Genomic DNA, 17643 nt, shown 5'->3' with positions numbered 1-17643 from the left:
ACGATGATGGCATTGAAGGCATGGCCTTGACCAACACCCGCTCACAGTGCCAGTCGCCGCTGGTGACAGGGCACCCCCATGTTTGAACAATTCGCCCTCGTTGAGGCCCGGCCCGAGGCGATCAGCATGGTCCTGGCGCAGTGGCGGCAGCAATCACGCGACCTGGGGGTAGTGGTCCTGCTGCCGGAGGCAGAGAAAGATCAAGTCCCTGGCATTCAAGGTGTGTGTCGAGCGCTGGGCCTGCCCTTGATCGGTGCGGTGTTTCCCGCCTTGGTCACGAATGCTGGGTTTACGACCCAGGGCGCCTGGCTGATCGGGCTCGCGCCGATGCCGCCCTGGTTTCTGCTCCAAGACGTGACGACCGACGCCAACGCAGCCGCCGCCCGGATCGGCAAGGCCGTCAGGCAAGCCTATCGACCCGCGACGGACCAGGCCACATCGACTCTCTTCTTCATCTTCGATGCCATGATTCCCAACATCGGCTCGCTACTGAGCGGTGTCTATCAAGACCTGCATGACCGGGTTCGCTACGCCGGCATCAATGCCGGCAGCGAGACCTTCCAACCCATGCCATGCCTGTTCGACCGCGAGTCGCTGGTCGCTAACGCCGTCGCCGGCCTACTGCTGCCGGACGCCCATGCCATTGTCAAGCATGGCTATCCCGCCGCCAACACGCAGATGCAGGCCATCTCCACCATCGGCAACCGGATCAATACCATCAATGGGCGACCAGCGTTTGAGGTCTACCAGGAAGTGATCGACGCCGACTTCGGGGTACGGCTAACCCGCGAGAATTTCTATGACTATGCGGTTCACTTCCCCTTCGGTCTCATCATGTTGACCGAGGTGGTGGTACGCATCCCGGTGGCCTTTGATGAGGACGGCGCGATCATTTGTATCGGCGAGGTACCACCGAACTCGGTCTTGCGTTTGCTGCGGGCCCCGGCGCTCGCCGAGAGCGATTGCGTGGCCGCGGTTGCCGCGGACCTAAAATCCCGCTCCAGTACCACGCGTGACACGTTAGTCACATTTTATTGTGCGGGACGCCGCCTGCATCTGGGAGCCGCCGCAGCGCAGGAGTTGCACCAACTGCGAGAGATGGCGGGGGTGTCGCAATTGGCGGGCGCGCTGTCACTCGGCGAAATCAGTTCATTCGAGGACTTCGGCATTCCGGTGTTTCACAACGCGGCACTGGTGTGCCTGTGACGCCGGCGCGCGCTCACGTGTTATTGGTCGTGGTCGTGGCCGGTTTCGGCGCTCCGGTGTCGGCGGCTCAGCCCCTTGCACTGAAGGCTCCTGCGGCCCTGCCGCAGACCCCGCCCGCGCAACCAGCCGACACCGGGCCGGCCTCGGGGTCGGCCGATCGCTTGCTGCCGCCGCAGGACGCGCCAACGCAAAGTGCCGAGGCCACCCCGGGCCCGGCCCAACTGTTGGACTTGCTGCTGAATCGGGGCAGCAGTGCCAAACCAGGCCCGGCGGTCGATCACCAAGAACCGATCCCGGACGGCAACGACCCGGCAACCCTGCGCAATGCCTGCTGGACCCCCGCCCAACTCGCGGGATCGCCCACGGACCGAACCATACAGCGCGGGCTGAAACCCGACCGCACCCCGCCGCCGGCCTGGGCGATCCGCGCCGCCGAGACGGCCCTGCCGCCCCTGGCCCACGGGCTGAAAGGCTCAATCCGCTCAGTGGAACCGGCGGACCCGCAGGCGCGCCTGGTGGCACTCACGTTCGACCTCTGCGAACAGGCCGGCGAGCGCGCCGGCTATGACGCCGAGCTGGTGGATGCCCTGCGCGCCCAGGGCGTGAAGGCGACCTTCATGGCCGGCGGCAAATGGCTGCGCACCCATCCGGAGCAGGCCATGCAACTCATGGCCGACCCTCGATTCGAGATCGGCAACCATTCCTGGACCCACGCCAACCTGCGGGTGGTGGAGGACCGCGAGGTGCGCGAGCAGATCCTCTGGACCCAGGCCGAGTACCAGGTCCTGCGCCGCGAACTGGCCGAACGCCCCTGTGCCCAGGCGGCGGGGGCCGCGGCCATGAGCCGTGTCCCGGCGTGGCCGGTGGTCTTTCGCTTCCCCTACGGCACCTGCAATCAGGGCTCGCTTGACGCCGCCGCCGCACTCGGGCTCCCGGCCATCCAGTGGTCGATCGTCACCGGGGACCCGGACAAGGGGCAGAGTGCCGCGGCCATCGCCCGCGCGGTACTCGCCGGGGTCAAGGGGCACCGCGGGGCTATCGTGGTCGCCCATGCCAACGGGCGGGGCTGGAACACCGCCCGCGCCCTGCCCCTTTTTGTCCCAGAGTTGCTGAAACAGGGCTACCGCTTTGTAACCGTCAGCGAACTCCTGTCCGCCGGGCGCCCGGTAGCGGTCGAGGAGTGTTATGAGGAACGTCCGGGGGACAACCGCCGCTATGACGCACTGTTCGGACGGGGCAGCAAGCGATGAGCGCCGGGGCCTTGGAGTTCGTCGTGACGGCGGCCCTGACGCCGGACCAGGCCGCAGTGATCGCCGAGACCCTGGCCGGCATGGACCCCTGGCGAACCCTGGGTTACAGCGCCGCTGCGCTGACCGGCGCGCTGGTGGCTCTCCACCCGGACCTGACCCGCTATCTGGCGCTGCGCGACGGCGAGCCGCAGGGACTCGTGGTGGTGCGTCACCCCTGGCTGCGCGGGGCCTATATCGAGCTATTCGCCGTGCTCCCGGCGGCCCAGGGGCGGGGCGTCGGGCGCGCGGCGCTCGAGTTCGTCGAGTCGCGCTACCGCGACCGGTCCCCCAACCTCTGGCTGCTGGTCTCCGGCTTCAATTCAGGCGCCCGGTGTTTCTATGAAAAGCACGGCTTTCGCCCGGTCGGTGTCATCGCGGACCTGGTGGTGACTGGGCAGGACGAGGTGTTGATGCGCAAGATCATACGGTGCGAGTAACCGACCGGCAGGCGCAGTCGGGTGAGCAGGATGCGCTCGCGATGGTCGGGGTATACTCCTGACCCGTCGCCCCCAGACTGTCCGGATGTCTATCGCCATGCACCTGCACACCCTGTTGCCCGCCCTGCTGCTGCTCCCGTTCCTCGCCTGCGGCCCAGCGGCGGCGCAGGACGCCGGCTACCTGGGCGTCACGATCTGCGGCGAGTGCCACACCAGGGAGGTCGACCTGTGGCGCAACTCATTCCACGACCGCGCCATGAAGGAGCCGACGGCGCAGTCTGTACTGGGTGACTTCAAGGACACCGAGTTTACCGCCCACGGCGTGACCTCCCGCTTCTTCAAGCGCGACGGGCGCTTCTTCGTACGCACCGACGGGCCCGACGGGACGCTCAAAGACTACCCCATCCGCTATACCTTCGGCTGGTACCCGCTCCAGCAATACCTGATCGCCTTCCCAGGTGGGCGGCTCCAGAGCTTAGGTCTAGCCTGGGACAGCCGCCCCAAGGACCAGGGGGGGCAGCGCTGGTTCCACCTCTACCCTAACGAGAAGATGGACCACAAGAACCCGCTGCACTGGACCGCGCCGGACCAGACCTGGAACTATCAGTGCGCGGATTGTCACTCCACTGACCTCAAAAAGGGGTATGACGCGGAGCACAACGTCTATGACACGCGCTTCGCTGAGATCAACGTCGCCTGCGAGGCGTGCCACGGTCCCGGCGCCCGACACGTCGACTGGGCGCGCGCGGCGGCCTCGGCCAAGGCGTCCGGCACCACCCCGACCACACCCGCTGACCCAGGTTTCGGGCTCCCGGTCGACCTCAAGGATCGCGACGGTGGCGCGTTTCAGATCGACCCCGCCACCGGCAAACCGGCCCGCACGGTGCCCCGCACCACCCACACCCAAACCGAGACCTGCGCCCGCTGCCACTCCAGGCGCGGCCGGATCTGGGACACCCTGACCCCCGGCGAGGCGCTGCACCAGGGCTTCCGGCTCGCCCTGTTGGAGCCGGCACTGTATTTCCCGGACGGTCAGATCAAGGATGAGGACTATGAACACGGCTCGTTCATCCAGAGCCGCATGTACCGCCAGGGGGTGGTGTGCTCGGACTGTCACGAGCCCCACAGCCTCAAGCTTAAGGCCGAGGGCAACGCGGTCTGCGTGCGCTGCCACCAGGCGCCCCGTTATGACGACCCGAGCCACCATCACCATACCCAGGGCGGCACCGGTGCCGGCTGCGTGGCCTGCCACATGCCCAAGCATCACTACATGGTGGTCGACCCACGCTTCGATCACAGCCTGCGGGTGCCGCGCCCGGACCTCTCGGCCGAGCTCGGCACCCCCAATGCCTGCACTGACTGTCACCAGGATAAAGACGCGGCCTGGGCCGCCGCCGCGGTGGCCGGTTGGTTCCCGGACCCGGCGCGACGCGGACCCCATTTCGGCGCAGCCCTGCACGCGGCGGACAGTGGCGCGGCCAACGCCCCGGCGCTCCTGCTCGCCCTGGCCGGGGACACGAAGGAGCCCGCCATTGCCCGCGCCACCGCGCTGGAACGGCTCCATGACCGCCCGGGCCGCCCGAGCCCGGACGCCCTGCTGACCGTGACCCGCCTGCTGGCGGACCCGGACCCGCTGGTGCGGGCCGCCGCCGTCCGCTACCTGGACCTCACCGATCTGCGCACCCGCACCGAGCAGGCCTGGCCCCTGCTCTCCGACCCAGCGCGCACGGTCCGGCTGGAGGCGGCGCGGGTGCTGGCCCCGGTGATGACCCAGGGGATCGGCGGCAAACTCCTGGAGGAGCTGACCGCGGCTCTGGAAGAGTATGTGGTGTCCGCCACCGTCAACGCCGATCGCCCCGAGTCCAACCTCAACCTGGGCCTCATCGCCCTGGCCGCCGGGGAGCCGGAAGTGGCCGAGCGGGCCTACCGCCAGGCCCTTACACTGGACCAGCGCTTCATCCCCGCCCATGCGAACCTGGCCGACCTCTATCGCGGTCAGGGGCGCGAGGGCGAGGCCGCGACGCAACTGGAGGCGGGATTGGTCGTGGACCCGCAGAGCGCTGACCTGCACCACGCCCTAGGCCTGTCAAAGGTGCGGGCCAAACGCCTGGACGCAGCCCTGCCGGAACTGCTGCGCGCGGTGGAACTCGCACCCGCCAACACCCGCTATGCCTATGTCTACGCCGTCGCCCTGGACGGCGCCGGTCGTACCCAGGAGGCCGTGGCGGTCCTCGCGACCGCCGTCGGCCGGGACGCGGCCAATACGCAATTACTCATCGCCCTGGTCCAGTTCAACACCAAACTCGGGCAGCGCGACGCGGCGAGCGCCTGGCTGGATAAACTGGCCGCTGCCGCGCCGGGGGACCCCGCGGTGGAGCAGTTGCGTGGGTCACTGAAATAGCCCTGGGAGCGCCGACAGGCGGCTTGTTTAATGCCGCGCAGCCCCAGACAAGCGAAATCTCCAGCCTATTGTCCCCGCACCCCGTTCTCGGTATCAAGGAGACCCCGCATGCCCCAAGTCGCCGACATCACCGAGCCAACCCCCGGTGAAGACCTGCTCTCCAAGGTCGCCGAACGATATTCCACCATCCTCGCCGACCCCCCCTGGCAATTCCAGAACCGCACCGGCAAGATGGCACCGGAACACAAGCGGCTGCTGCGCTACCCGACCATGGGCATCCAGGAAATCATGGACCTGCCGATCGAGGCGGTGGCCGCCGAGCGCAGTCACCTGTATCTCTGGGTACCCAACGCACTGCTCAACGAGGGCCTGCGCGTCATGGCCGCCTGGGGCTTCACCTATAAGTCGAACCTAATCTGGTACAAGGTCCGCAAGGACGGCGGACCCGATGGGCGGGGCGTGGGGTTTTATTTCAGAAACGTCACCGAGATGATCCTGTTCGGGGTGCGCGGCGGCATGCGAACCCTGGCACCGGGCCGCCGCCAGGTGAATCTACTCTCGACCCAAAAACGCGAACACTCGCGCAAACCGGATGAGATCTTCGACATCATCGAGCAATGCTCACCCGGCCCCTATCTCGAGCTCTTTGCCCGCTTCCCCCGAGACGGCTGGGACCAGTGGGGCAATGAAGACGTCGAGCGCAACTCATTTCACGGGGTCGCCTTACGCACAGGCCACACAGAGGGGCACCCGCGCCTGCCCGAGGCGCCGGCGACCTATCGCGGTAAGGCGCCAGATTGACAATCAATCAGCGCTGCCATCACCCTCATTAAGCCATCCCTGTAACGCCTTGATCAGCCCCTCCGCCTGGGCGCGGCTGGAGATATTGAATTTGGATTGTTGACGGTATTCGCCGGCACGCTTCTGGTAGCGGCGGATGGTGTATTTGTCCGGGCCATAGACCTCCTTGACCTTATCCCAGTCCTGGTGACGGAAGATGATGGTCGTCCAGCTGCCCTTGGACAGGATCACCTTATCCAATTCCTTGGTGGTCTCGATACCGTCTTCCGTGTAGGAAACGGTCAGTTCATCCACTGTTTCTGCCATCGCACTCTCTCCGCGAATGGGGCGCCGTGCCACTCAGGGGCGGGCGCCGGATTGTTGTAATGCCGTTTGGATATCGGCGGTCTTGGTGGCCTTGGGGTCCAGGGCGCGGGCCAGGGCCAGGGGCGTGCGCCCGGTCCCGTCCGGGCGGTTGACGTCCGCCCCGCGAGCGATCAGCCGCTTGACTGTCTCCAGATGACCCAGCGCCACCGCCTGGTGCAGCGGGGTCTGACCGGCGGCGTCCGGCCGGTTAAGGTCAGCACCGCGACGCAGCAGAAAATCGACACTGTCCCGGTCCGAAACACCAGCGCGCACCAGGGTCACCAACAGCACCTGGGCATCGAGCGGGGCACCGGCCTCGACCAGGAGTGTCGCGACCTGGGTCTTGCCCTGGCTCAAGGCCAGTTCCAGGGGGGTGCGGCCGGCGCTGTCCAGGACGATCAGGGAGGCGCCATGGTCCACCAATTCGCGGGCGATAGCGACCTGCCCGGCGCGGGCGGCCAGGTGCAGTGGCCGGTCGCCGTTGCGGTCCGACTGGTTCAGGTCGGTCCCCGCCGCGATGTGCCGCCTGATCTGGTCCAGGTTATCCACCTGGAGCGCGCGGAACAGGTTGACCGTCGGCGGCGCAGGCTGGTCGCAACCCGCCGGCAGCAGCACCAAGAGCGCCAGGGCCAGGTGTATGACCAGCAGGGTCGGCGGTTGACGCATGGGCTCCAAGTGGGTCGCGGGGGTCGGTCAAAAGGGATGGTAAATGGCCGGGGTGCAGACCCGCAACCCGAGAAGGCGACGGCGTGCTCGTGTTAGCCTCTGATCCTTGAGTTTCGATCGACCCTTTCGCTTGCCAGGCCCACAGACAGCACACCCCATGATCTGGAAATTTTTGCTGACCGTCGCGGTCCTTGTGGCCGCCGCTTTTTTCATCCGGGAACGGCTGCGCGGCCCGGGGCGCCCCCGGGACGGCGCGCCGCCGCCCCCGCTGCTGCCCGCCGGCATGGCGCGCACGCTCGCCTATACCACTATATTTATAATGTTTCTCGGCTCCAGCTGGTACCTGTACCGGGACTGGGCGCATGGCCATCAGGTGGTTGAGGTACAGGTGGTCAACGCCAACACCGGGGTCATCACCCCCTACAAGGCGCACCGCCGGGATGTCCAGGGCCGTGTGGTCCGCACCCTGGATGGGCGGGAGATTAGGCTGGCGGACGTGGAGCGGATGATCCTGACTCCGGAAGGCCAGGGTTTCTGAGCAGGCGCCGCCGCTCGACCCAACTTAGCCACGACTCATTCGGCCCAGCCTCGTAATCTCTCCGTAACCTGCCACCCCGCAAGAGATTATGGAACCTGTCAACAGAACCTGTGGATAAGTCTGTGCGCAACCTTTGGGAAGGCAGTCAGAGGGCGCGCCGTCGCTGCACTCGAAACAGATCGGCCGGAAATTGACCGATTGCAAGTTATGCTTTCTATAGAACCACTTATGATTTCCCCTCGGGGTCACGCGGACCGCTCGCCCAAGCCATTGAGAGCGTCAATCAAGCCGCTGAGCCTTGTGCATAAAAACCTGACATGGTAGCGGCAGGGTCGGCCCGCGCACGACCGGTACCCCTGCGACTCAACGGTTTAGGTCACCTGCGGCGGCGAGCCCCATCAGCTCCAGATAGCGCCGGGCACTGCGGTCCTGCGCGTATTCGCTGACCGCTGAGCGCACTAGGGCCGCGGGCAACGGCTGCTCCAGCGTAGCCGCCATCGCCGCGGCCAAGGCCGCGACATCGCCCACCGGCACCAGGGGTCCGTAGCGCCCCCCATCCAGCAGTTCAGCCGGTCCGCTGGGGCAGTCGGTGGCGACCACCGGCACCCCTAAGGCCATCGCCTCGGTCAGCACGTTCGGCGACCCCTCCCAGGCGGAGGACAAGACAAACAGGTCGGCTCGGGCCAGGAAGGGATAGGGGTTGGCCTGGAAACCGACCAGGTCCACCTGCCCCGTGAGCCCCAGTTCGGCAATCAAGGCCGTCAGGCCGGCGCGGGCGTTGCCTTCGCCCAGGATCAGGAGCCGGCAGTTGCGCTGTGAACGCACCCGGGCGAAGGCGCGGATCAGGGTCGGGAAGTCCTTTTGGCGCTGCAAGCGGCCGGCGGCGCAGATCACCGGCACTCGCGTGTCCAGGGCGGTGTCGTTCAGCCAGGGGTGCGGGCAGGGCTCTGCGGCCTGGGCCGCCAGTTCGGGGGTGATGACCGGGTTGCGGATGACCGCGATGGACGGGCGCGCCAGCCGGGCGATGCGGGCGGTGTCGTCCGCCACGCCCCCGGAGACCGCGATGATCCGCTCGATGCGCGGATACAGCAGCCGGATCGGGGCATAGCGCAGCCAACGGGAGACCGCAGCGCGCCCCGCCATGGCGGTGGATAGATTGGTCCCGAGCCGCAGCGCAATGGGGGTGTCGGTGCCCGCCAGGGCGCGGGCCAGCACCGCGGTGCGTCCGGCCCGGTCCTTGGCGGCCAGCAGCGCCGCGGGCCGGCGTGCGCGCAGGTAGCGGGCCAGTGCCGGGGCGGCGAGCAGCGTGTGGTTGGTGGGGAGTTGGATGCACTCCACCGACTCCGGCAGACGGGTCAGGTGCGGACTCTCCGCCCGCACCAGCACCAGGTCCACCGGCTGCCCCAGGTCCACAAAGCCGCGGATCAGGTTGATCAGCATCCGCTCCACCCCGCCGGTCCCGGAGAAAGAGGCAAAAACGGCGAGTGGCCCGCGGGCAGTGGACATGGGTATCTTCGAGGCGTGGACGGGACGGATGGCGATGATCCCAAGAAAGACGGGGTGTCGGCAAATGGACGCCGCCTGATGGTCAGTGTCCGGGATCAGCGACTCTCCAGCACGCCACGCGATGCCCAGCGGCAGTTTCAATCGGCACGGGTGGGCGGTTGCACTGCCCGTCGCACAACGGGCAGCGGGCGGAATAGACGCAGCCCAGGCCCTCGCCTTCGCCAACTGGCGGCGTCCAGTCGGACACCGGCCATTTGCAATCCAGGCGCGGCGTCGCAGCCACCAGCATTCTGGTATACGGATGTTGCGGATTCTCGAACACCGCTTCGGCCGGCCCCGCCTCGACCATGCAGCCCCGATACAGGACGATCACCCGATCACTTAAGTAATTGGCGAGCCCCAGGTCGTGCGTGATGAACAGGATCGCCATCCCCCGCGCCTTGAGATCGGCCAGCAGGTTGAGAACATCCACCCGCGTGGAGGCGTCGAGCATGCTGATGATCTCATCGGCGACCAGCAACTGGACATCCAGCAACAGCGCACGCGCGATCAGCAGCCGCTGCAGTTGCCCGCCGCTCAGTTGATGGGGGAATTTGTCCCGAACCTGTTGGGGGTTCAGGCCCACCGCCTGGAGCGCCCCGTCGAGGCGCCGGTTCCAGTCTCCGGTTTCGACCCGCGGGAAAAACTCGGCCCTCAGCGTCCTGAAGATGCGGTCCGCCTTGAAGATCGGATTGTAGGCGCTGAAGGGGTCCTGAAAGACACCCTGGACCCGGCGCCAATAGTCCTTGCGGTCGCCTTGGCGCAGATCGGAAAGGGCGATACCGTCGAAGCGGATACTCCCGGTGCTGACCGGCAGCAGGTTCAGCACCATCCTGCCGACGGTGCTCTTGCCGCTGCCGCTTTCGCCGATCAGTGCGACCACCTCGCCCGGGGCCAGCGCGAAGCTGAGCTCACTGACCGCACGCACCTGCCCGCCGCCGAAGGTCCCGACGCGATACACCTTGCTGACTCGCTCGAGACTCAGCATGGTTGCTGCCAGCACGCAACCTGGTGCCCGGCGGCGACCTCGCGCAACGGTGGCTCTTCGCCGCACTGATCCGACACAGCTGGACAGCGCGCTCGAAAGCGGCAGCCCAGTGGCGGATTCAGCAACGACGGGGGCTGGCCGGGAATGCCCTTGAGCCTGCACCGCGCGTGCCTGGCCCCAATTTCCGGCAGGGACGAGATCAGCAGACGGGTATAGGGATGCCGCGGGGCACGGATGATGACGTCGGCAGACGCCTTTTCGACCAACTTGCCCGCATACATCACCGCGATGGTATCGGCAATCTGGTAGAGTACCGCCAGGTCGTGGGTGATCACCAGCATGCTCTTGACGAGCCCCCGGTCGCGAAACTCGGCCAGCAGTTGAGCGACCGCCCGCTGGATCGAGACGTCCAGGGCCGAGGTCACCTCATCGGCTACCAGCAGCGACGGGTTGAGCAGGGTGGAGAGCACCAGGACCATCCGCTGCCGCATACCGCCCGACAACTCAAAGGGATACATCGCGAGCACCGCCGCAGGCAGCCGGACCAGATCCAGCCTGCGCTCCAGTTCCGGCAGCAGTTCCAGGTAGCGCAGTTTCCGGGCCGCCAGCAGTTCCGCAATCATCCCGCCGATCCGGCGCCTGGGGTTCAGGGCGCTCATCGCGAACTGCGGCACGATGGATACCCCCTTCCAGCCGAAGCGCCGCATCGCGTCGGGGTCCCCGAGCGGCAGTTCCTCCCCGTCCAGCACCGCCCGGCCGCTGACCAGGCGCCGGGGAGGGCTCAGCCGAACGAGACTATAGCCAAGCGTCGTCTTGCCGCAGCCCGACTCCCCCGCCAGACCCATGATCTCACCATCGGCAATGCTGAAGCTCACGCCGTCGAGCGCCCGCACCTCACCGTGCAGGGTTTGATAATAGACCCGCAGCTCCTGGACACTCAGGCTCATGACCGCTCCCGCAGCCGTGGGTTGAAGACGTCATCCAGCCCCACGTTCATCACATAGAGTGCACCCACGATGGCGGTGATGGCGAGGCCCGGCGGGATGAACCACCACCAGGCACCGAGCGGCAGCGCACCCCAGAGCACCGCGGTCTGCATCATGAGCCCCAGTGACTGCGCATTGGTCGGGCCAAGGCCGATGAAGTCCAGCGTCGCGGCCATGAGAATCGCCCCACCGAACTGCAGGATGAAGGTCATGACCAGATAGGACAGCATGTTCGGGGCGATCTCGGTGAAGACGATCTTGAGGGGACGCATGCCGCTCAGGCGGGCCAGGTCGACGAAGTCCCTGGTGCGCAACGAGAAGGTCTGCGCGCGAATGGCTCGGGCGGCCCAGGGCCACGCGGTCAGGCCGATGAAGAGGCATTCCATCAGCACGCTACGCACCTGCAGATAGGCTGCCGCGATCAGCAGCACGGCAAAGGTCGGGATCACCAGCACCACGTTGGTGAGGACGTTGAGCACCTCGTCCACCAGGCCGCCGCGATAACCCGCCATGAATCCGATCAGCATGCCGATGAGGGTGGCCATGCCGCCACCGAGCAGGCCCACCAGAAAGGCCGCCCGCAGCCCCAGGACGAACTGGGTATAGACATCCTGCCCAAAGCACGTCGTTCCCAACCAGTAGGTTGCGGAAGGCGCCTCGGCGCCCAACGGATTGAGGTAGGCCAGTGGCGGATAGTGCGTCAGCAGCGGCCCCAACAGCGCGACCCCCAGGAAGAACAGGACCAGCGCCAGGCCGAAGCGCAGCTTGCCATTGCGCCAGGCGAAATAGAGAAATTCACGTCCCGGCACGCTTGGCGTCATGCCGGTTCACCGGTCATGCCGCGACGGGTGCGCGGGTCGAGTACAACATAGGCGATGTCGACGATGAAATTGCCGAGCAACACGCCGATGATGATGAACAGGAAGCAGCCCTGAATGAGGAAGTAATCCTGACGCTGGATGGCCGCCAGCAGCAGCGAGCCGATGCCGGGGTAGGAGAACACGACCTCCGTGACCAGGGCACCGGCCACCACCACCCCGAGCGCGAGTGCCAAACCGGTAATCTGGGGCAGCATGGCGTTGCCGAAGGCGTGTTTTCTCACCAGCCGCTGGGGCGCACCCAGCGCCTCCAGATAACGGGCATAGTCCGCCTCCAGTTCGTAGATGATCAGATTGCGCATGCCGATCGCCTGACCGCCGAACCCCACCAGGAAGAGCGACAGAAAGGGCAGGAACCAGTGCTGGAGCAGACTTAAGCCAAAGGCCGCCGACCAAGCGGGATGCAGCGAGAAGGCATAGGCGCCGGCAATCGGTAAGATGCCGAGCACTAGACCTAAGTACCAGGCCAGCAGGATGGCGAGCCACATATAGGGCATGGCGGTGAAAAGATAGGCCACGGGCGACACCACATTGTCCAGCCAGCGGTTGCGCGCCGCCAGGGCGCCGAACCGGTTCCCGGCGAACCAGCTGAGCAGGATGGCCGGAACGAGCAGCAGGATGTCATAGGGAAGCGCTCGCGCGATGACCTGCGTCACCGGCGTGGGGAACAGATAGAGGCTGATCCCTAAGTCGCCCTGGAGCAGGCGGCCCCAGAAATTGAGATATTGACGCCACAGCGGCAGGTCCAGGCCGAAGACATGGGCGTAATAGTCGTGCATGACCTGCGCGGCATTGGTGTTGACCGAGACCCGCGCCAGCATATTCGCAATCGGATCGCCTGGCATGAAGCGCGGAATCAGCCAATCGATCGTCACCGCCAGCACAAAGGTCAAGGCGTAGATCAGTAACTTTCTGGCGAAATAGCGCGGCATTCGACCTCCATCCCAGCCGTGATCATTAGTCCCCCCCTCGTAACACCGCTCCAGCGGTGTCACGCATGTGTTGGGCGCTGTGCGCCCCGAGGCCTGCGCCCGGACTTGGGATCATTGATTGGGTTTCAGATTGATCAGGGTCTGCAGTCCACCCAACTGCCAGAAGCCCGACCAGATGGTGGGCAGCGTCTTGGGCGTACCGGCGGCGGCGGTCGGCCAGTTCGTCCAGGCCGAATCGCGCCACTGCGCCCACAGACCGTTATACCACAGTGGAATCATCGGGAGCTCTGTCAGCATGAGCGTCTGAATGCGCGCGGTGGCGACCTTGATCCCGAGTTCGTCGGCAGCAGGCAATCGCGCGAGCGCGTCGACCAGTTCGAATATCCGGGGGCTGTCATAGCGGCCGAAGTTTCCTGATTGCATCTGCGCCCGCAACGGATGGTTGAACAATTGGCTATACAGGGTCCAGGGGGTGAGGCTCAGGGGCGCGGCACTATTCAAGGTCATATCGAAGGTGCCGCCTTCCAGCGCCGTGTTCCAGGCGCCATAGTCCGGCGCCGCCGTCCTGACATCGATGCCGGCGGCCTGGGCGCTGGACGCGATGACGCCGATGGCCGCCATCCAATCGGTCCAGCCGTTGGGACAGGTGGCCTCAAGCGCGATCCGTGCGCCGTCCGGGGCCTCGACGAAGCCATCGCCGTCGCGGTCCCGGTAGCCGGCTGCGGCAAGCAATTGCCTCGCCCGGCCTGGATCATAGGTGTAGCCCAGGCGCATGAGCACCTCGTGATCGTCATACCTGCTCAAGCTGGGCAACAGACCACCGGAGCTAGCCGCGACGACCAGACCGCCATAGGCGCGGTTGACGATGGTTGGAACATCAATGGCGAAGGCCAGCGCGCGCCGGAACGCCGAGTCTGCCAGCGGTCCTTTCCTGGTATTGAGGTACAACACTGTCGTGTCGGCCGGGATCATGTAGGGTGGCCCGGGAGAATAGGTCTTGATCTGGCCCCGTCTGACCAGTTCGGGCACCCCCGGAAGGAAATTGTTGCTGAGGTCCAGTTCCCCCCGGATCATTAGCCCCAGCGCCACGTTGTTGCCGGTGGTGCGGATATCAACCAGATACTTGGGTGCCGGCCAGCCGAATACGCCGATGCCCCACCACTGATCATTGCGCTGCCAGACGTTGCGATCCTCGGCATGCGACAGATAGCGATAGGCGCCGGAACCGATCGGCCGCTCGTTGGCGCCGGTGGTGATCTCCTGCTCGGAGCGGTCCCGCCAGAGGTGCTCCGGCACGATCGGGAGGTTGTAAAGGTTGCTGGCGAAGTCCTGGTAGAGCGGGTCTTTGAACGTCAGCACCAGGCGGCGATCGTCGGGGGCCGTGATGCCGGTCAGATAGGACCACATGGGCGCGAACCAGAGCGCCGGGTATTTGCGCCCGAGTTCAAAGGTGAATCTGACATCGGCGACGGTCAGCGGCTGGCCGTCGCTCCAGGTGAGCCCCTCGCGCAGCTTCAACTCATAGGTATTGGCATCGCGCCAGGTCCCCGCCTCCGCCAACCAGGGAATCAGCTCGCCCTTCTGCGGGTCATAGCCGAACAGGAATTCGTACAGGTTGCCGATGGTGCCGGTCGCGTTGGCCAGGCCACCCGGCTGGAACGGATTCCAGCTTGATGCGGGGCCCCAGGAGGCACCGGTCACATAGAGTGTCTCGCGGCGATCGAAAATGAGAGGCGCGGACGCTGGGCCTAGCTGCCCCCCGGCAGTGACGTTGGCCGCAGACGGGGATGACTCGTCCGGCCCGCAGGCCGACAAGCCGAGACTCAACACCAGAGCCGTCGCGGGCACCAGGGACCGGGCCGATTTCATGGTTTGGCAGGTCGCATGTTCATTCCTGCTCAGATTCCGCCGCAGGCGCAATCTGCCGATCATATAACTGCGCCAACGGTACCTCACAACCGATCGACGGCAGCACCATGCTGGCGTCTATTTCCGCCGCTGCAGAATAAAGCCAGAACCCGTTTGGCTGGCGTTGGAACAATTGGATCAGCGGATAGGCGGACGAGACCAGCACAAAGTCTTGCAGAGAATCCAGGTGCTTGCGGTAGCGCTGGAATTTCTCGCCGCGGTCGAACGACTCGGTGCCGGGCGACAGCATTTCTACAATCAGCGTGGGGTTTAGCAGCACGTCGCGCCGCTCGTCGTGGAATTTAGGCTCGCCGCAGACTACGGTGACATCGGGATAGGAGAACAGGCCGCGCATCTGACCGGGTGAGTAGTCACCACTCAGCACCTTCATATTCGGGGATAGCCCCCGACAAGGTGTACCCATCAATTGGCTGCCCAAGATAGCCGCGAGATTGAAGCAGAGCATACTTCGCTCCAAACTCTCCCCGGCCATGGCGTAAACCAGCCCGTCGAAATACTCATGGCGGACAGCTTCCCGACGCTCAAAGTCCAGGTAGTCGTCGAGACTCAAGAGCGACGTGGTCTGCGGCAGGCCCATGGGATCTACCCCAAGAAATGAATGATAAAGCCCGTGGGATGGACGGGCGGGACGGCCTTGACATAATCCGGCCACCGGTGCCCCCGACGCACAGCGCCTGACACATGCGCGACACCGCTGAAGCGGTGTCACGAGCGCGTAGGGCGGAACCGCTACGCGTTCCGCCCTACGCGGGTTAGCCTCAATCCTCGTCGGGCGCGTCCTTGATGGCGTCCATCATCGTCTTCTTGCCGTTCTTGGCACAGTACTGACCCAAGTGCTTAGCAAGCTTCTCAATCCATTTTTGGTTCGTATTGGCGGCATCGCGATCACGGCTGATGTAGCCGTCAATCCAGAAGAGCATCACGTTCTTGCTCGTCGTATCCTTAGCCAGAAACTCACGGCAGGTGAGGGTCTCGAAGTCAATGTCCAGATCGGGTTCAGCGGCGGATTCAGCGGCCGTCTCAGCGGACTTAACTGCTGACTTAGCGGTGGACTTGGTGGCCGGTTCAGGCGGCGCTTTAGCGGCAGGTTCAGCGGCGGTCTTAGCGGCAGGTTCTGGGGAGGGCTTGGCGGCAGGCTCAGGAGCGGATTTAGCCGCAGGTTCAGCGGCGGACTTAGCATCAGCCTTAACGTCGGATTTCGCGGCAGGTTCAGCGGCAGGCGCAGCCGCAGACTTAGCAGCAGGTTCAGCGGCCGGCTCAGCGGCGACGGGGGCGCAGAACAGGACAGCGGCGGCCATCAGAAAAAAGGGGCTTTTCACGGTAGACTCCTGGATTGATTCATCAGAAAGTGACGGGCGAAACCCACTCACACATGCAGCCATGCGTGATCGAGTGAGCCCCGAAGTGTGGGCGCTAAGGGCGCGAGGCAAGGCGGTGAATCACATGAGTTTGCAGCGGTATGGATACCCAAGTGTACATGCGCCAAAATGCTCCACCGCAAACGGGCTCCTGGTACTGTAGCCGAATTCATCGGTGGCTATTGAAACCGTCAGGCGGATACCCAATGGGCGATCCGCCATTGCACCAGCCGGCGAAACCACTGCTGTGCGCTGCGCCCGACGCGACTTCAATCCACCCACACCCGTGCATTGCGGAAGAGCCGCAGCCAGGGCCCATCCCGCCCCCAACCGTCCGGACGCCAAGAGTGCTGCACGGCGCGGAAGACCCGCTCCGGATGCGGCATCATGATCGTGACCCGCCCGTCCAGGCTGGTGAGGCCGGCGATCCCCTCCGGGGATCCGTTGGGATTGGCCGGATAGAGCGCGGCCACCCGCCCGTCGTTCTCCAGATAGCGCACCGCCACACTGCGCCCGGCGGCTGCCAGGTGGGCGGCGTCGTGGAACTCCGCCCTCCCCTCCCCATGGGCGACGGCGATGGGCATCCGCGAGCCGGCCATGCCGGCCAACAGGATACTGGAGGTCGGCAACACCTCCACCAGCAGGGTACGCGCCTCGAACTGCTCAGAGCGGTTGCGCACGAAGCGCGGCCAGTGGCCGGTGCCCGGGATCAGCTCGTGCAGGTTGGAGAGCATCTGACAGCCGTTGCAGACGCCCAGGGTGAAGGTGTCGGCGCGCTCAAAGAACGCCTGGAACTGGTTGCGCGCCCGCGGGTTGTAGAGGATGGTCTTGGCCCAACCCTCGCCGGCCCCCAGCACGTCGCCGTAGGAGAATCCACCGCAGGCCGCGAGTCCCCGGAAGCGCACCAAGTCCACCCGCCCGGCGATGACGTCGGACAGGTGCACGTCCACACACTCGAACCCGGCGGCATGGAAGGCCGCAGCCATCTCCAGTTGGCCGTTGACGCCCTGATCGCGCAGGATGGCGATGGCCGGCCGGGCGCCACTCGCCACATAGGGGAAGCTGAGGTCGTCCTCCGGGTCGAAGCTCAAGGCGGCGCTTAAGCCCGGATCATCGGCAGCGATGCGCTCATAGGCCTCGTCGGCGCAGTCCGGGTGGTCGCGCAGGGACTGCATCCGGAAACTGGTCTCGGACCAGACCGCCTGGAGTGCGGCGCGACTACCGCACCAGATCACCTCGCCATGCCGCCGCAGCCGGATCTCACCGCCCTCGTCCAGGGTGCCGATGACCGGGCTGAAGTCCCCCAACCCATGCTGCTCAAGGATCTGGAGCACCTCATCGGTG

General features: G+C 65.6%; 17 protein-coding genes. 6 read left to right on the top strand and 11 right to left on the bottom strand.

The window, feature by feature from the left end; all coding sequences use genetic code 11:
- The first annotated feature begins 78 nt into the window (after nucleotides 1-78).
- From QZY44_RS14605 to QZY44_RS14585, 5 genes are all read left to right on the top strand, one after another.
- Nucleotides 79-1206 (top strand): FIST C-terminal domain-containing protein, encoded by a 1128-nt coding sequence (locus tag QZY44_RS14605; RefSeq protein ID WP_295447434.1) that lies wholly within the window; start codon nucleotides 79-81, stop codon nucleotides 1204-1206.
- 17 nt (nucleotides 1207-1223) lie between these two features.
- Nucleotides 1224-2456, top strand: coding sequence for a polysaccharide deacetylase family protein (locus QZY44_RS14600; RefSeq protein ID WP_295447432.1), 1233 nt, complete (start codon nucleotides 1224-1226; stop codon nucleotides 2454-2456).
- Entirely contained in the window at nucleotides 2453-2932 is a 480-nt protein-coding gene (locus tag QZY44_RS14595; protein ID WP_295447430.1) for a GNAT family N-acetyltransferase, read from the top strand. Before QZY44_RS14600 ends, QZY44_RS14595 begins: the two co-directional genes overlap by 4 nt.
- An 85-nt stretch (nucleotides 2933-3017) precedes the next feature.
- Nucleotides 3018-5333 (top strand): tetratricopeptide repeat protein, encoded by a 2316-nt coding sequence (locus QZY44_RS14590; protein WP_295447428.1) that lies wholly within the window; start codon nucleotides 3018-3020, stop codon nucleotides 5331-5333.
- 108 nt (nucleotides 5334-5441) lie between these two features.
- Nucleotides 5442-6134, top strand: a complete 693-nt coding sequence (locus QZY44_RS14585; protein ID WP_295447426.1) for an MT-A70 family methyltransferase — start codon at nucleotides 5442-5444, stop codon at nucleotides 6132-6134.
- A 3-nt stretch (nucleotides 6135-6137) separates the two neighbouring features.
- On the opposite strand, the gene QZY44_RS14580 is transcribed toward QZY44_RS14585, so the two are convergent.
- Together QZY44_RS14580 and QZY44_RS14575 are read right to left on the bottom strand one after the other, a co-directional pair.
- Nucleotides 6138-6440: a hypothetical protein gene (locus QZY44_RS14580; RefSeq protein WP_295447424.1), complete on the bottom strand. Its 303-nt coding sequence runs from the start codon at nucleotides 6438-6440 to the stop codon at nucleotides 6138-6140.
- A 33-nt stretch (nucleotides 6441-6473) separates the two neighbouring features.
- Complete coding sequence (locus QZY44_RS14575; RefSeq protein ID WP_295447423.1) at nucleotides 6474-7145, bottom strand: ankyrin repeat domain-containing protein; 672 nt, start codon at nucleotides 7143-7145, stop codon at nucleotides 6474-6476.
- Between the two features lie 157 nt (nucleotides 7146-7302).
- Here QZY44_RS14575 and QZY44_RS14570 point away from each other — a divergent pair, with 157 nt between their 5' ends.
- The gene (locus QZY44_RS14570) at nucleotides 7303-7683 is read left to right on the top strand and encodes a hypothetical protein (RefSeq protein WP_295447422.1); all 381 of its coding nucleotides are present in this window, start codon (nucleotides 7303-7305) and stop codon (nucleotides 7681-7683) included.
- A gap of 363 nt (nucleotides 7684-8046) precedes the next feature.
- Here the strand turns inward: QZY44_RS14570 and QZY44_RS14565 are convergent, their stop codons facing one another.
- The 9 genes from QZY44_RS14565 to QZY44_RS14525 all read right to left on the bottom strand — a co-directional run.
- On the bottom strand, nucleotides 8047-9189 hold the full coding sequence (locus QZY44_RS14565) for a glycosyltransferase (protein ID WP_295447420.1): 1143 nt from the start codon (nucleotides 9187-9189) through the stop codon (nucleotides 8047-8049).
- Nucleotides 9190-9271: 82 nt separating this feature from the next.
- Entirely contained in the window at nucleotides 9272-10216 is a 945-nt protein-coding gene (locus tag QZY44_RS14560) for an ABC transporter ATP-binding protein (protein ID WP_295447418.1), read from the bottom strand.
- Complete coding sequence (locus QZY44_RS14555; protein WP_295447416.1) at nucleotides 10210-11163, bottom strand: ABC transporter ATP-binding protein; 954 nt, start codon at nucleotides 11161-11163, stop codon at nucleotides 10210-10212. Before QZY44_RS14555 ends, QZY44_RS14560 begins: the two co-directional genes overlap by 7 nt.
- Nucleotides 11160-12023 carry an ABC transporter permease gene (locus QZY44_RS14550; protein ID WP_295447414.1) on the bottom strand — a complete coding sequence of 288 codons (864 nt, stop codon included), beginning with the start codon at nucleotides 12021-12023 and terminating at the stop codon, nucleotides 11160-11162. Before QZY44_RS14550 ends, QZY44_RS14555 begins: the two co-directional genes overlap by 4 nt.
- A complete protein-coding gene (locus tag QZY44_RS14545; protein ID WP_295447412.1) occupies nucleotides 12020-13012 on the bottom strand; it encodes an ABC transporter permease in 993 nt (330 codons plus the stop codon). The genes QZY44_RS14550 and QZY44_RS14545 overlap by 4 nt, the downstream gene beginning before the upstream one ends.
- Nucleotides 13013-13123: 111 nt before the next feature.
- Nucleotides 13124-14881, bottom strand: a complete 1758-nt coding sequence (locus tag QZY44_RS14540; protein WP_295447410.1) for an ABC transporter substrate-binding protein — start codon at nucleotides 14879-14881, stop codon at nucleotides 13124-13126.
- A 19-nt stretch (nucleotides 14882-14900) separates the two neighbouring features.
- Entirely contained in the window at nucleotides 14901-15518 is a 618-nt protein-coding gene (locus tag QZY44_RS14535; protein WP_295447408.1) for a Uma2 family endonuclease, read from the bottom strand.
- 181 nt (nucleotides 15519-15699) lie between these two features.
- Nucleotides 15700-16260 (bottom strand): HdeA/HdeB family chaperone, encoded by a 561-nt coding sequence (locus QZY44_RS14530; RefSeq protein WP_295447406.1) that lies wholly within the window; start codon nucleotides 16258-16260, stop codon nucleotides 15700-15702.
- A gap of 308 nt (nucleotides 16261-16568) precedes the next feature.
- The coding region (locus tag QZY44_RS14525; protein WP_295447404.1) for a phosphoribosylformylglycinamidine synthase subunit PurQ at nucleotides 16569-17643 on the bottom strand (1075 nt) is incomplete at its 5' end.

The organism is uncultured Thiodictyon sp., from assembly GCA_903837595.1.
Lineage (GTDB): Bacteria > Pseudomonadota > Gammaproteobacteria > Chromatiales > Chromatiaceae > Thiodictyon.
The sequence above is the reverse complement of the archived record's forward strand: the minus strand, read 5'-3'. Positions and strand labels throughout refer to the sequence as shown.

Bases quoted from the DNA above. Each gene is read 5' to 3' on its own strand.
- QZY44_RS14570 (WP_295447422.1), top strand. From the start codon at position 7,303: ATGATCTGGAAATTTTTGCTGACCGTCGCGGTCCTTGTGGCCGCCGCT.
- QZY44_RS14560 (WP_295447418.1), bottom strand. From the start codon at position 10,216: ATGCTGAGTCTCGAGCGAGTCAGCAAGGTGTATCGCGTCGGGACCTTC.
- QZY44_RS14535 (WP_295447408.1), bottom strand. From the start codon at position 15,518: ATGGGCCTGCCGCAGACCACGTCGCTCTTGAGTCTCGACGACTACCTG.
- QZY44_RS14605 (WP_295447434.1), top strand. From the start codon at position 79: ATGTTTGAACAATTCGCCCTCGTTGAGGCCCGGCCCGAGGCGATCAGC.
- QZY44_RS14555 (WP_295447416.1), bottom strand. From the start codon at position 11,163: ATGAGCCTGAGTGTCCAGGAGCTGCGGGTCTATTATCAAACCCTGCAC.
- QZY44_RS14585 (WP_295447426.1), top strand. From the start codon at position 5,442: ATGCCCCAAGTCGCCGACATCACCGAGCCAACCCCCGGTGAAGACCTG.
- QZY44_RS14590 (WP_295447428.1), top strand. From the start codon at position 3,018: ATGTCTATCGCCATGCACCTGCACACCCTGTTGCCCGCCCTGCTGCTG.
- QZY44_RS14580 (WP_295447424.1), bottom strand. From the start codon at position 6,440: ATGGCAGAAACAGTGGATGAACTGACCGTTTCCTACACGGAAGACGGT.
- QZY44_RS14550 (WP_295447414.1), bottom strand. From the start codon at position 12,023: ATGACGCCAAGCGTGCCGGGACGTGAATTTCTCTATTTCGCCTGGCGC.
- QZY44_RS14565 (WP_295447420.1), bottom strand. From the start codon at position 9,189: ATGTCCACTGCCCGCGGGCCACTCGCCGTTTTTGCCTCTTTCTCCGGG.
- QZY44_RS14595 (WP_295447430.1), top strand. From the start codon at position 2,453: ATGAGCGCCGGGGCCTTGGAGTTCGTCGTGACGGCGGCCCTGACGCCG.
- QZY44_RS14545 (WP_295447412.1), bottom strand. From the start codon at position 13,012: ATGCCGCGCTATTTCGCCAGAAAGTTACTGATCTACGCCTTGACCTTT.
- QZY44_RS14575 (WP_295447423.1), bottom strand. From the start codon at position 7,145: ATGCGTCAACCGCCGACCCTGCTGGTCATACACCTGGCCCTGGCGCTC.
- QZY44_RS14540 (WP_295447410.1), bottom strand. From the start codon at position 14,881: ATGAAATCGGCCCGGTCCCTGGTGCCCGCGACGGCTCTGGTGTTGAGT.